The organism is Mycolicibacterium houstonense (assembly GCF_900078665.2).
Classification (GTDB): domain Bacteria; phylum Actinomycetota; class Actinomycetes; order Mycobacteriales; family Mycobacteriaceae; genus Mycobacterium; species Mycobacterium houstonense.
In genome coordinates this window covers 119939-134335 of sequence record NZ_LT546207.1, presented here as the reverse complement: position 1 = coordinate 134335, position 14397 = coordinate 119939, and the positions used below count along the sequence as shown (strand labels likewise).

General features: G+C 66.0%; 12 protein-coding genes. All 12 read right to left on the bottom strand.

The window, feature by feature from the left end:
* Positions 1–27 precede the first annotated feature (27 nt).
* The gene (locus tag BN4332_RS00695; protein ID WP_066896199.1) at positions 28–2190 is read right to left on the bottom strand and encodes a thiamine pyrophosphate-dependent enzyme; all 2163 of its coding nucleotides are present in this window, start codon (positions 2188–2190) and stop codon (positions 28–30) included.
* Between the two features lie 50 nt (positions 2191–2240).
* The gene (locus BN4332_RS00690) at positions 2241–3440 is read right to left on the bottom strand and encodes an acyl-CoA dehydrogenase family protein (RefSeq protein WP_066896463.1); all 1200 of its coding nucleotides are present in this window, start codon (positions 3438–3440) and stop codon (positions 2241–2243) included.
* 26 nt (positions 3441–3466) lie between these two features.
* On the bottom strand, positions 3467–4684 hold the full coding sequence (locus BN4332_RS00685) for an amidohydrolase family protein (protein WP_066896196.1): 1218 nt from the start codon (positions 4682–4684) through the stop codon (positions 3467–3469).
* Between the two features lie 112 nt (positions 4685–4796).
* Positions 4797–5729, bottom strand: coding sequence for an FUSC family protein (locus BN4332_RS00680; RefSeq protein ID WP_160110789.1), 933 nt, complete (start codon positions 5727–5729; stop codon positions 4797–4799).
* Between the two features lie 95 nt (positions 5730–5824).
* Positions 5825–6346 carry a (2Fe-2S)-binding protein gene (locus tag BN4332_RS00675; RefSeq protein ID WP_066896189.1) on the bottom strand — a complete coding sequence of 174 codons (522 nt, stop codon included), beginning with the start codon at positions 6344–6346 and terminating at the stop codon, positions 5825–5827.
* Positions 6333–7214: an FAD binding domain-containing protein gene (locus BN4332_RS00670; protein ID WP_066896460.1), complete on the bottom strand. Its 882-nt coding sequence runs from the start codon at positions 7212–7214 to the stop codon at positions 6333–6335. The genes BN4332_RS00675 and BN4332_RS00670 overlap by 14 nt, the downstream gene beginning before the upstream one ends.
* On the bottom strand, positions 7211–9544 hold the full coding sequence (locus tag BN4332_RS00665; protein WP_066896186.1) for a xanthine dehydrogenase family protein molybdopterin-binding subunit: 2334 nt from the start codon (positions 9542–9544) through the stop codon (positions 7211–7213). Before BN4332_RS00665 ends, BN4332_RS00670 begins: the two co-directional genes overlap by 4 nt.
* On the bottom strand, positions 9541–10344 hold the full coding sequence (locus BN4332_RS00660) for an ABC transporter permease (RefSeq protein ID WP_066896184.1): 804 nt from the start codon (positions 10342–10344) through the stop codon (positions 9541–9543). The genes BN4332_RS00665 and BN4332_RS00660 overlap by 4 nt, the downstream gene beginning before the upstream one ends.
* A complete protein-coding gene (locus BN4332_RS00655; RefSeq protein WP_066896180.1) occupies positions 10341–11192 on the bottom strand; it encodes an ABC transporter permease in 852 nt (283 codons plus the stop codon). Before BN4332_RS00655 ends, BN4332_RS00660 begins: the two co-directional genes overlap by 4 nt.
* Positions 11189–11998 carry an ABC transporter ATP-binding protein gene (locus tag BN4332_RS00650; RefSeq protein WP_066896177.1) on the bottom strand — a complete coding sequence of 270 codons (810 nt, stop codon included), beginning with the start codon at positions 11996–11998 and terminating at the stop codon, positions 11189–11191. The genes BN4332_RS00655 and BN4332_RS00650 overlap by 4 nt, the downstream gene beginning before the upstream one ends.
* A gap of 34 nt (positions 11999–12032) precedes the next feature.
* Complete coding sequence (locus BN4332_RS00645) at positions 12033–13016, bottom strand: ABC transporter substrate-binding protein (RefSeq protein ID WP_066896174.1); 984 nt, start codon at positions 13014–13016, stop codon at positions 12033–12035.
* A gap of 336 nt (positions 13017–13352) precedes the next feature.
* Positions 13353–14348 (bottom strand): LLM class flavin-dependent oxidoreductase, encoded by a 996-nt coding sequence (locus BN4332_RS00635; RefSeq protein ID WP_235653982.1) that lies wholly within the window; start codon positions 14346–14348, stop codon positions 13353–13355.
* Between the last annotated feature and the right edge of the window lie 49 nt (positions 14349–14397).

Genomic DNA, 14397 nt, shown 5'->3' with positions numbered 1-14397 from the left:
CAAGCGGGTGCTCAGCGCGGTGTCCGCCTACTGCCCGCCGACGAGTTTCACCGCGGCGGCCTCGATCGTGTCCTCGGACAACAGCACCTGAAGCGCGGCATCACCCAGCGGGATGAAACTGTCGGCACTGGCCACCCGTTGCACCCGGCCGGTGAAACCGTGGTCCAGCAGCTCCGCGAGCACGGCCTCCCCGACCCCTCCGCTGCGCCGGGTTTCGTCGACGATGAGCACCCGGCCCGTGGTGTCGGCCTCGCGCATCATGTCCTCGACCGGTAACGGCGCCAGCCACCGCAGGTCGACGACGCGGGTGCCCACATCGGCCTGCTCGAGCCGGCGCGCCACCCGTAGGCTCATCCACAGTCCGTTGCCGAACGTCAGGATGGTCAGGTCGGCCCCGTCGCCGTACGTGCGCGCCTGCCCGATGCGGACCGGCTCGGACGGATATGCCGCCAGCCACTGCTGATCGCCGTCGGCGTAGAGGTCCTTGGTGTGATAGAGCGCGATCGGTTCGAGGTACACACACACCGCCCCAGCGGTTTTCGCGGCGGCGACACAGGTGTGCAACATGGCCGCGGCATCGTCGGGTCGGGCCGGTGAGGCGATCACGACGCCGGGGATGTCGCGGATGGCGGCAATCGAATTGTCGTTGTGGAAATGCCCGCCGAAGCCCTTCTGGTATCCGTATCCGGCGATCCGCACCACCATCGGGTTGCGGTATTGGCGGTTGGAGAAGAACTGCAGAGTGGCTCCCTCGCCGCGGATCTGATCGGCGGCGTTGTGCAGGTACGCCAGGTACTGGATCTCGGGGATGGGCAACAGGCCCGAGATCCCGGCCCCCAGCGCCAGTCCGAGGATGGTCTGCTCGTCGAGCAGGGTGTCGAACACTCGGGCGGGCCCGGCGGTGTTCTGCAGGCCCCGGGTCACCCCGTACACCCCGCCCTTGCGCGCCACGTCCTCGCCGAACACGATCGTCTCCGGATGCTGTGCCAGCACGTCTTTCAGCGCTCGGTTGATGGCCAGCGCCAACGTCAGAGGGGTGCCCCCGGGCTCCCCCGGCCCGCGGACCGAGACGGCCTTGGCTTCGTCGAGAGTGTCGCGCAGTGGCTTCATCACGGCCGGCGCACTGTCGAGTTGTGCCGACCGGCTGAGCTCACCGGCCAGCCCGATCACCTCGCGGCGTTTGGCCTCATAGCGTTCGATGGCCTCGGCCGGCGTGAGTTGACCATGTGCGACAAGGGTTCTGGCGGTATTGAGCACCGGATCGCGGTCGTAGTCGGCCAGGATTTCGTCCGGCCTGCGATAGCCCGGTTCGTAGTCCGACCCGGCGTGACCCATCAACCGGACGGTGGCCAGGTGCAAGAAGGCGGGTTTGCGGTGAGCTCTCACCCACTGGACGGCGGCCACCGCGGTGTCGAAGGCATCGATCAGATCGCAGCCGTCGGCGGCGAAGTATCGGAGTCCCTCCCGGTGGGCATAGGTCCGGGCCACCCAGCCGCGGGGCGTCTTGGTGCTGATCCCGATGCCGTTGTCTTCGCAGACGAACAACAACGGCATCGGCAACCCCTGATAGGCAGCATGCAGCGCGGCATTGATGGCCCCCACCGCCGTCGAGTGGTTCGCCGAGGCGTCACCGAAGCTGCACACCGTCACCGCATCGTCCGGCCAGGGACAGGCGACATCGAGCTTGCGGGCCCGGGCGATCGAGAAGGCCACCCCCAATGCCCGGGGTAGGTGCGACGCGATCGTCGACGTCTGCGGGATGACGCTGAGTTCGTGGCGGCCGAACACTTTGTGGCGCCCGCCGGAAATCGGCTCGTCGGTCGCGGCGACCAGGCCGAGCAGCACATCACGCACCGGATCGACGCCGGGCACCTGGGCGGCGCGGGCCAGATAGAAGCCACCGGAGCGGTAGTGCAACAACGCCGGGTCCGTGGGCCGCAACGCGGCAGCCACCGCGGCATTGCCCTCGTGTCCGGACGACCCGATCGTGTAGAAGCCCTTGCCCTGCGAGCGCAGCCACCGTGCGGCCAGATCCAGGTGCCGGCTGCCAAGCTGGGCGTCGAAGAGCGCCAGCGCCTTCCGTGCGGTCAGCGCCGCCCGGTCCGGCCACGGCTCGTTGCCGGCTCCGGCCAACTCCGAGACGGTCGTACAGAAGTATTCGTCGATGCCTTCGTGGTGGGGACTGGCCACCTGGCCTCCTGAGCTCGCGGTGGGTGGACGGTACGCGCGCCGCTGAGTCGTCAGCGGAACGCGGCGATTCCGGTGAGGGCCTGCCCGATGATCAGACTATGCATCTCGCTGGTGCCTTCGTAGGTCAACACCGATTCCAGGTTGTTGGCGTGCCGCATCACCGGATATTCGGCGCTGATCCCGCTGGCGCCCAGGATGGTGCGGGCAGTGCGGGCGATGTCGAGGGATTCGCGTACATTGTTGAGCTTTCCGAGGCTGACCTGCTCCGACGCCAGCTCGCCGGCATCCTTGCGTCGCCCGAGATGCAGCGCCAGCAGGAGCCCCTTGCCGTACTCCAGCGTCATATCCGCGAGTTTCTGTTGCGTGAGCTGGAAGCCGCCGATCGGCCGACCGAACTGTTCCCGCGACCGCGAATAGTCCAGCGCGGTCTGCAGGCAGTCCCGCGCCGCGCCGAGGGCACCGAAGACGATGCCGAACCGGGCTTCGTTCAGACAGCGCAGCGGCGCGCCGAGGCTGGTGCCTCCCGGCAAGCGGGCGCTGTCCGGCAGCCGGACGCCGTCGAGAATCAACTCACTGGTCACCGATGCCCGCAATGACATCTTCGACTTGATCGTGTTGGCGGTGAATCCCGGTGTGTCCGTGGGCACGACGAAGCCGCGGATCCCCTCGTCGGTCCGTGCCCAGATGACCGCGACGTCGGCCACCGACCCATTGGTGATCCACATCTTGGTGCCGGTCAGCACCCAGTCGCCACCGGACCGGGTGGCTCGCGTTCTCATCCCGGACGGGTTGGACCCGTGGTCGGGTTCGGTGAGGCCGAAGCAGCCGATGCTGCGGCCGGCAGCCATCTCCGGTAGCCAACGGTCCTTCTGCTCGTCGCTTCCGAACGCGTGAATGGCGAACATCGCCAGTGACCCCTGCACACTGACCAGCGAACGGATGCCGGAATCTCCCGCTTCGAGCTCCAGGCAGGCCAGGCCATAGGCCACCGCAGTGGTGCCCGCGCACCCGTAGCCCCGCAGGTGCATGCCGAGCAGGCCGAGTTCTCCGAGCTCGACGGCCAGCTCCCGGGCGGGCAGCTCGCCGCTCTCGTACCAATCGGCGACGTACGGACTGATTCTCCGTTGTACGACCGATCGCACGGTGTCGCGGATCTCGCGTTCTTCGGCACTCAGCAGAGCGTCGACGCCGAACATCGCGTCGGTGTCGACGGCTTCGGAATTTCTTTGGGCCACAGTGGCTTCAACCATGTTATCGACTCCTGATGATTGACGGTTCAGCAGCATCCGACGCGGTGCGGCGTGGATCGCGCGGACGGCGCGGGTTCGCCGCGCCACGTGACCGCGCGGCTCGGGGGCGGGGTCTGTTCACTGCGCGTCCTGACCAGCGGGGCCCCGTCGACCAGCACGGTCGCGATCCCCGGCAGGTCACCGAGTGCAAAACACTCCAGCGCGTCGCCGGCTCTCGATCCGGTGACCGGCCCGAGGATCAGCAGGTCGGCCGGCCGCCCTACGGCGAGCACCCCGGTGTCGAGACCGTGCGCGCGGGCGGTCTGGCCGGTGGCCGCTGCCACGGCGTCGACCGGATCGACCCCGCAGATCGAGGCCAGAAAGCAGACGTTGCGCAGCATGCCCCGGGGGATCACCCCGGTGCCTCCGGGCGTGTCGGTGCCGAGGGTGAGCCGGCCGAGTTCGCCACGGGCAGTCAGCTGGTCGACAACCAGTTTGGTGGCGCGATAGTTCATCGAGCTGCACACCTCGACGTGGGCCGAGGGCACATCCGAGATGATCGCCACGATGTCCTCGTCCGGGGGCGGAATCGGACCGCCCGAGATGTGGCCGACGATGTCCGGACGTACCGCGGCGACGACGTCGCGCCCGGCCACCCGGCTCGATCCGGACCGCGACACCCCACCCGAGTGCATCTTGACCGTCATGCCACGGTCATGCGCCCATTCGACGTATTGCTGAGCCTCACCGTCACCCAGTCGGTTCCAGTCGTAGAAGATGAACTTGAGATGCTCGATGCCCTCGCGGTGAGCACGGTCGAAGTGCTCCTCGGTCATGCCGGGCACCAGCAGCACGGTGCCCGCGTTCACCTTGACGCCCGACGGGCGGTACCGCCCGGTGGTGTGTTTGGACGTCACCGCGATGCTCAGCACGAGTTCCGGAGTCAATGCTCCGAAATCGAGGCCGGGGATGTGCAATTCACCGGCCGACACCATCGAGGTGGTGCCGCCCTGGAGGTAGTTGCCGATCCACCCGATCGAGTTCTGCGCCGGTGCCCATTCGCCGAACGTCGGATGCACGTGGCCGTCGACGAGCCCGGGCATGACGGTCAGTCCACCGGCCGACAGCACGTTGTCGGGGGCGGGATGGTCGACGCCGATACCCGCGATGCGCCCATCCTCGATCAGCAACGTGGTGTCATGAAGGACCTCCGACGCGTCGCCTGACACAAGCAGCCCGATGTCCTCCACGAGCAGTGTGGTCACAAGCCCTCCCAGCGTTGGATTTTGTATACACTATCCGATAGTTCGGAAATGGCCTAGCACAACCGGAACAGTCGGCTCCATGGCTCCCGACACCGCCGATGCCCCGAGGTATTCACCGCTGTCGCAACCACGCCGGCACGACCAACGGTGCGACGAACACCATCAGCACCACGATGAACGCGCCCACGAAATTCATCGCGAGCCGCACGGCACCTTCGTACCAAGGAAAGAGCTCCGGGTATTCGCTGATCACAAGCAGCACCGGCGGGCCGGTGCTCGCCCACCAGGTGTAGTTGACCGGCCGCAGCGCCATCGCAACCAGGAAAAGCACCACCGTCAGCCCGATCACCACCGGCGCCGATGGATGTGTCCCCAACAGCGCCGCGGCGATCACCGCGCCGATGGCATTCCCCGAGAGCCGCTGAGCCAACCGCAAACCCGTCTGTGCCTGGCTCGGCTGGATCGTCAACAACACACTGGTGACCAACCAGTGGCCGCCGACCATCTCCGCCGGCAACAACGCTGCCACCGACACGGCAAGGCCCACCGCGGCCCCCACCCGAGCGGCGTGAGCCAACCCGGCCGCGGACGACCGCGGGATCGGCTCGTCCGCGACCCCATGCCGCAGAACAGATATCGCGAACCACACTGCCCAGCTCGCGAACACGATGGCGATGCCTATGACGTACGGCCAGAGAGCCGCCATGGTGGTGGCGTCCTGGTCCAGATCGATGGACATCAGCACCACCGCCAGGCCGGCGGTCGCGCCGACACCGGGGATCAGCGCACCCGCGATCGCGGCCAGCACGGTGAACACGGCCAGCAGGACGGCGTCATGGGAGCCCGCCACGACGAGCAGTCCAGCCGCCATCACGGTCACGGCTCTCACCCCCATGGTGTGCACCGCCGCCCGCCACGTGGTGGATATCTCGGGAACGGCGATCAGCACGAATCCAAGGCCTACCGCCGACCCCCACTCGGCCCGGCCGAACGCCGTGGTACCCCAGAGGACGGCGCCCAGCGCGACCGCCAATGCGGCCGCCATTCCCCACCGGCTGCTGCCGACGGGACGCAAGAGTTCGCGAGTGCGGATCCGGCCGCCGCCCACCGCGTTTCCGTCAGATCGCAGTCGAAGCGCCATCACCCGCAGTTGTCGGCGGCGTCCAGTACTGCCTGCACGATGCCCTGGTAGCCGGTGCAACGGCAGATATTGCCCGACAACGCCTCCCGCACCGAGTCCTCGGTCAGTGGCTTCTCGGTATTCGGATCGCGCAGCAGCTCGACGGCAGTGACGAGAAATCCCGGTGTACAGAACCCGCACTGCAGGCCCCCGTGTTCGGAGAACGCCGCACGCAGCCGTCTGGTCTCCTCGAACTCTTCGAGGCCCTCGACCGTCGTCACCCGCATGCCGTCGATCTGCACCGCCAGCACGAGGCAGGTACGCACACTTTGTCCGTCGAGGAATACCGAACACGCACCGCACACTCCGTGTTCGCAACCGAGGTGCGTACCGGTCAGCCCCAGTTCGTCACGCAGAAAATCGGCCAGCGTCAACCGGGGCTCCACGGTGCGCTGGATCTGCCTGCCGTTGACGACGGCTGATATCGGCACGCCCACAGGAGGTTTCGATGTATCGGTTGCTCGCGGCTCAGTTGACACCATGCCCAGCCTCCCGTTCCGTCTCGATACGCCGATGGGCTTCGGCGAGCGATTCCTCCAACGCCGCGATGCACAGCTGCCGCGAGTAGTCCGGATCGTCAGAACTCGGCTCGGCGGCCGCGGCCCACCGTTTGGCCAGTGCTCGCCACAGTCGTGTCGAAGGGCGCTCACCGATCGCGTCGTCACCCTTGAACAACAACGGCCGATCCGCCGCGCTGAGCACCCCGGCACGCAACGATTCGATGCGGCCGTCGCGACCGACACTCAGGAGACAACCGGCACCGGCCAGCCCGTAATCACCGTGCTGCCGGGCATATTCCACGAATCCCCAACCCTGACCGTGCTGGATGGCGGGAATCGACACCCAGGTGATCATCTCGTCGGGCGCCAGGGCACTGGTGTAGAACGATACGAACATGTCCTCGGCCGCAACCGTCCGACGGCCACCGCCCACCGATTCGGCATGAAATGTAGCGCCGAGAACCACAGTGGCCAAAGGCATCTCAGCTGCCGGGTCGGCATGCGCCACCGATCCGCCGAGCGTCCCCCGATTACGGATACCGATGTGCCCGATATGGCCGGCAGCGGCGGCGAGCAGCGGTGCACGCGCGGCGATCAACGGATCCACCTCGACACTGCGATGGGTCACCAACGCGCCGAGGATCAGATCGTCGGTGTCGTCGAAGACACGCTTGAGTTCGATCAAACCGCCGATGTCGATGATCACGCTCGGCCGGGCCAGCCGCAGGTTCATCAACGCCATCAGGGACTGACCGCCTGCCATCAGCTTGGCGTCGGGATGACGCGCCAGCTGCTCGAGGGCCTCACCGACCGAATCGGGACGCAGGTAGTGAAAAGGCGCGGGTTTCACGATGCGGCCCGGTCGAGCACTCGCCACAATTGACCCGTCGAGATCGGGGTGCTGTCGACGTGGACGCACCCGCCCAGTGCATCGTCGACACCCGCCGCGAGCGCGGCGTAAACGGCAATGGTGCCGCTCTCCCCGGCCCCGCGAACCCCGATCGGATTCGCCGGGGTGTCGACGTGCAGATGCCGGACACGCACGATCGGCATATCGGTGGTCAGCGGCAGGTGGTACGCGGCGAACGTGGTTGACTGCGGCTGACCGGTTTCCGAGTACTCCCACTGCTCGAACAGCGCGCCGCCGACCCCCTGGGCGACACCACCGATGATCTGGCCCTCGACGATCCTCGGGTTGATCTCACGGCCGCCCTCGTGAGACACCGCATAACGCAGGACCTTGACGATGCCGGTGCGTCGGTGCACGCCCACGATCGCCGCATGCACACCCATCGTCCACGTCACGGTCGTAACCCGGTGCACCGCAGTGACATCGAGAGCACCGCCGCTCTCCTGCTCCCCGCCCACCGCGGCCGCGCGCGCGAGTTCGGTCCACCCGATCGAGTGGTCCCTCGCAATGTGGAACCTGCCCTCGGCGTACTGGACGTCCTCACGGTCGGCGTTGGTCAGCGCGCTCACCCGCTCGGCGGCCAGCTCCACCAGTTGACCGGCGGCCTTGTGCACGGCCGAGCCGGCGAGTATCGCCGAGCGGCTGGCGAAGGTTCCCACCCCGTCTGGTAGCCGCTCGGTATCCCCCGGCACGTAGCAGACCTGGTCGAACGGCACCCCCAATGCCTCGGCCGCCACCTGCGCGAACACAGTTTCGTGTCCTTGACCGGCGGATGCGGCGCCTGCGGTTACCTCGAACCGGCCGTTGGGCAGCAGCCGGATACGCGCGGTCTCGTGCGGGCCGCGGCCGGTGGCCTCCAGATAGGACGACAAGCCGTAACCGACGTGGTACTGCGGGTATTCGGCGGCACAGCGAGTCGATTCTTCTCGGGGCAGCGCGTCCAACACGGATTCCAGGCACGCTCGATAGTCACGTCCGTCGTACTGGATCGGGACACCGTCGCGGTACGGAATCGGCCTCGGATAAGGCATGTCGGCCTGGGTGACGAGGTTGCGCCGCCGGATCTCGTCGGTGCTCAATCCGATTTCGCGCGCCGCGGCGTCGAGACTGCGCTCCAGGGCGAACGTCGCCTCGGGCCTACCGGCACCGCGGTACTGGGCGACCAACGTCTTGTTGGTCAGCGCCGCACGACCGGAAATCCGCGCGGCGGGTATCCGATACGGGCCGAGCAGGTGGATCGCGGTGTTGGCGATGATGCCGGCCACCCAGAGGCTTCCTGCTCCGATGTCGACGACGAAATCATCGGCCCAGGCGAGGATCTGGCCATCGTGGCCGACCGCCAGCCTGGTCTGGTGCACCTGATCGCGCCCCTGCGCGCTGGCCAGCAGATGCTCTTGGCGATCCTCGACCCAGATCAACCGGCATCCGATCCGCCTGGCGAGCAACGCCAGCAGGATCTCCTCGCCGTACACGTTTGCCTTGGTACCGAAGCCGCCACCCACATCGGGCACGGCGACCTTGACCTCTTGACGTGACCAGCCGGTCACCGCACAGATGGCATTGCGCACCATGTGGGGCACCTGAGTCGACGTCGTCACCTCGACCCGCTGCTGTCGCGGGTCGAACCGCGCCAGCACGCCTCGACACTCCAGCGGTACCGCGCCGTGCCGGTTCATCCGATAGGTGCCGCTGACCACCGTCGCCGCCGAGTCGAACCCGCGCTCGACCTCGCCGAACGAATAGTTCAGTCGCGCCGCCTCGTTGCTGTCGAGGTGGTCGAACAACACCGGACACTCGGGATCGAGCGCTTCGAACGGGTCTGTCACTGCCGCCAGCGGCTCGTAGTCGATCTCGATGGCCTCCAGCGCATCCTCGGCGCGGTAACGGTTCTCGGCGACCACGACGGCGATCGGCTGGCCGGCGTAGTGCACGCGGTCATGGGCCAGAATGGACAGCCGCTGCTCGGCCAGCACGCATGACGTGGCGGCCGTGAAGAGGGGGTCCGGGGTGGTAAGCGACGGGATCGGAACGCCGCGCAATCCCAGGTCATCGGCGAGGTAGATGCCGATCACGCCTGGCATTCGCTCAGCGGCCGCAATATCGAGGCGGACGATCCGGGCGTGCGGCTCGGTCGACCGCAGGAAGACGACGTGGTGCGCACCGGCCGCAAAGTCGGCCACGAACTGACCGTCACCCGCGAGCAGGCGCTCGTCTTCGCGACGCCCGACCGAGCTGCCGATGTGCCCCGGCGCCGATACGTTCGTGGTCAATGGAGTCGTTTCTCCCACTGCCACAACGCGATCGAGATGCCGAACGAAATGGTGATCAGCAGCATGATGGTTGCGACCATGGACGGGTAGTCGCCGTGGCTGTAGGACTGCAGCACCACCCGGCCGAGACCGCGCCTGGTCGCGAAGAACTCGGAGAGCACCACGCCGACGACCGCCAGGCTCACCGCCAACCGAATCCCGGTGAGCAGCGGCCGCCGGATCGCGGGAATGATGATGTGCGCGAAGGTCTGCCAGGCATTGGCGCGCACGGAGCGCGCCAGTTTCCAGTACACCCGCGGGATTTCCTGCACCCCGGTGGTCACATTGATCAGTACCGGAAACAGGGCGAACAGCACCCCCATGACGATCTTGGAGCCGGACAGGGAGAAGATCGGCAGAAGCACCGGGTACAGCACGATCTTCGGAATCCCGTTCAACACGATCAACATCGGCTCGAAGATCAATCGCAACCGCTGTGACAGGCCGAGTAGTAGTCCGAGGACGCCGCCGATCGCGGTGCCGATCACGAACGCCAGGAACACCGACTGCGCTGTGACCTGGAGATCGAACAGATACGCGGGATCGGCGAGGTTGCGGATCAACACACGGAAGGTCTCCACCGGTGAGGGCACCACGAACGTCAGGTCGGAGAAGATCTCCCAGGCCATGGCCACCACCAGTGCGAGCAGAGTCGCACCGACGGCCTGGTTACCCAGGACCGAACGGATCCGCTGCGATGTCGATCGCGACGTACCGATCGGAGGGCTGCCGGCAGGTGACTGCAGGGTCGAGGTGGTCATCGGTTCCTCCCACGCAGCAGTACGCGTTCCACCGTCGCGAGCAGCGCGGTGAGAATGCACGACAACACCAGCACAACCGCGATGTAGGCGAACATCTCGTTGTTGTTGAAGATCTCGTAGAGGTATCGGATCCGGTAACCCAGACCGGCCTGCGCAGTGGTGAATTCCATTGCGATGGTGCCGATCAGCGCGTAGACCACGGCAAGCCGCAGTCCGGCGACGATGAACGGTCCGGCCGCCGGGATCGCGATCGCGAGCAGGATCTGCCGTGGCGAGGCCTTCAGCGACCGGGCCAGTTTCATGTACACCGGCGGCATCGTGTTGAGCCCGACCGCGGTGTTGAGCGCCATGGGTATGGCCGCCATGATGGTCGCGAGAATTATCACCGACATCGCATTGATCCCGACGATCACGATCATCACGGGATAGAACAGCACGAGCGGCACCGCGTAGAACGACACCAGGTACGGCTCGAAGATGCGCCCGACCGCCGGCAGCTTCCAGAAGGTCAGTCCGGCGGCGAAACCCAACAGGCTGCCGAACAGGATCGAGAAGGCGACCTCGACGCCCGTACGGGCCGCGTCGGTCCAGAACTGCCCTTCGCCGAGCAGGCGTCCCAGTTCGGACAGGATCACCGAGGGGGCGGGAAGGACACGATCGCTCCAGAGCCCCGTCCGGGCACCCAGTTCGGCGACGATCAGAAAGCCCACGATCAGCGCGAACGTCGAGATCACACTGATCGCCGAGTTGCTCAACCGCTTCGCGCGGCGCTCCGGTGCCGGCCGCCCAGTCCCGCTACCCATGTGTTGTGTTGTCAGATCTTCTTGTGCGACATATGACGTCGTCACGTCGCCACCTTCTTCTGGGCCTCCTGCTGTCTGAATCCGCGCATGGACTCGGCTTGCAGGGACATCCAGATCCGATTCTGGAGTTCGTTGAATTGCGCGGTAGAGACCATGCTCGCGTCGCGCTCGTCGGGCAGGTCGATGTCGACGACATCGATGATCGATCCGGGTCGATAAGACATCACCCAGACCTGTTGGGAGAGCAGGATCGCCTCGGAGATGTCGTGGGTCACGAACACGATGGTCTGATTCGTTCTGGCCCAGATCTGCCGGACCTCGGCACCGAGAAACAGCCGGGTCTGCTGATCGAGTGCCGCGAACGGCTCGTCCATCAGCACCACTTCCGGCTGAACTGCCAAGGTACGGGCCAGCGCGACCCGCTGCCGCATGCCGCCGGACAGCATGGAGGGATAAGACTTTTCGAATCCGCCGAGCCCCACGAGCTCGATCGCCTCCTTGGCCCGACGACGCCGTTCGGCTTTGCCGGTACCGATCATCTCCATCGCGAAGGCGACGTTCTCTTCGACCGTGCGCCACGGCAGAGTCGAATCTTCCTGAAACACCACACCGATCGACGGGTCAGGCCCGGTGACCGGCCGTCCGGCGACGCGCACCAGGCCGGTTGACGACTTCTGCAATCCCGCGATCACCGCCAACAACGTCGACTTTCCGCATCCACTCGGTCCGACCACGGACACGAAGCTGGAATGCGGAACGTGCTGTTTGATATCGGTTACCGCGGTCACCTTGCCGGCGGGTGTATCGAACACCACGGAGACGTTGTCGATTCGGATACCGTCACGATCCATAGATGCGCCTTTCGGAGATGCTGACCGCGTCAGCTCAGATGTCGGTCTGTGCGTCGTCCGGCAGGTACTGCTGATCGAGCGTTGTGGCCCAGTCGATCTGCTCCGGGATCTGGCCGGCGGCGACCATCAACTCGGAAAGGTTCTTCAGACCGGCCGTGTCGACCTTCAACGAATACCCTTTTGCCAGATCGGGGTTGCTGGCGAACGCCGCGCGCATCACCTCCGGCGACACCCCGACCAACGGGGCGATCTCGCCGGCCGCCTCGTCGGGGTTGGCAACCAGCCACTCGTTCAACCGGTCGGCAACGGTGAAGAAGGCGCGCACGTTATCGGGGTTCTGCCGGGCATAATCGGCGTTGACGGCCACCAGATCGGCCGGCAGGTCCCCCACTACGTCTCGCGAATCAACAAGCACCTCAGCGTGTTCCGACGCTTGTTTGTCGGCGATGAAGGGCTGCATGGCCCAGCCCGCGGTGATCTGTCCGGCCTTGGCGGCGGTCCAGTTGTCACCCATCGGCCCGACCGCTTGCGACTTGACGCCGAGTTTGCGCTCGAGCCCCTTGACGATCAGTTCGGTGGACGAGCCCGCGGAACTGAACCCCAGAGTCGCGTTCTCCAATTTTCGCCCCGGTGGTGCGATCCAGGAGAAGTCGTTCACCTGGAACCACGGCGCGACCACCTTCAGATTCGAATTCGGTTGCTGCGCTGCGAGAATCACCGAGCTGTTGCCGGCGATCGCCATGTCCGCGTCACCGCTGGTGACCACGCGCAGAGTGTTGCCACCGCCACCACCGGAGTAGAGATCGACATTGACCCCCGCCTCGGTGAACCAGCCCTTGTCGATACCGACCTGCAATATCGCCATGAACGGCAAGCTGTCCACGCCGGTCGCCGAGATGCTCAGGGTATCCGCGCCGCCCCCGGTCGGACCTGCCGATTCGTCGGCACAGGCGGTTGCCCCCGCGACGAGCGCCACCGCGGTACCCGCCGCGGCGAACACTTTACGAAACCAGGCCATGGACGCAAACCTCCGAAGTGGGCCGAATATTGGATACACTATACGAATCGTTGTGATCTAGGTCAACATTTTGGACCAATGTGAGCAGCGCCGCCACTCGTCCACAACCGGGCGAGTTCCAGCCCCACCGCGACGCCGAACAGCGCCGCGGCCGTCGTGAACCGTGACCTCGGCGCGACCGTCATGGCCGGTACCGAGACGGCAGCTTCGGACTCCGGTCCCGTGAACACCACCGCCGGCACGCCGTCAGCCGCGACGAGCGGCCGTTTGAGCGGAGGCGGCGCCCCCGGCACCGCGCTTCCCGGCGCGGGAAACCCTCCGAGACTGCGGCCGCCGTCAGCCACGATCACCGACTATGTCGGCGAAGGCGCGAATCGTCGGTGCCCGGCTCTCGCCGGGAAGCACGAACGGGACGATCGAAACCTGGTCGATGCCAAGAGCTTCGATCTCCTTGAGGCGCTGCGCACATTCATCTGGCGTACCGGCCAGCGCAAAGAGATCCACCAGCTCGTCGGGGACGAGGTCGGCGTGTGAAGCCTCTGGATTCATGTGCTCGTAGTAGTTGTACGAATCCCGGATCCGATCGATCGCCTTCTCCAGAGCAGGTTCGACCTTGGCCGGCAGCGGCCTGATCGCCACCCGTGACACATGCGCCCGCACCAAATCGCGCGCCTTGATTCGGTCCTCGTCGATCGCCGTCGGTGTCCACAGCACGATGTGGATGTCATCGAGGGTGCGACCGCTCTCTGCCGCGCCGGCTTCGATCGTCCGTAGCGCGGCCTCGATGAAGTGTGGCGCCGTACCCACCAACACGATGACGCCATCGGCGATCCGGCCCGACATCCGGAGGATCTTCGGGGCGGAGGCGGCGACGTAGATCGGGATGTCCATCGGCTCGTTGACGTAGTTCAGGTGGTATTCAGCGCCACTGGTTGGCTCCACCACCTTCTCACCTTTGAACAAGCTGCGGAGCTCTCGGATCGACTCTTCGAGCTCAGCCAGCTTGAGTGGTTTGAGGCCCATTGTCCGCAAAGACGAATCGCCGGTGCCGATCCCGAGCGCCACCCGCCCACCGGTGTACTCGGAAAGCGTCGCCCATGTCGAGGCCAGCAGAGATTGATGACGGGTCACCGCGTTGGTGACCCCGGTCCCGAACACGATGCGTTCGGTCCCCACAGCCGCAGCGCCCATGACGGTCGACGACTCGCGCCAGATGTTCTGCGAATCACCGAACCACACGTTGTCGTAGCCCAGCGATTCGCTCAACCGTACGTACTCGCACATCGTGCCCACCGGTTCGGTCGGAAACAGACCGACTCCCTTACTCAGCACTATCGACCTCCTGAGCCGTGTTGGATATCGTATCCAATCGTAGGACCGG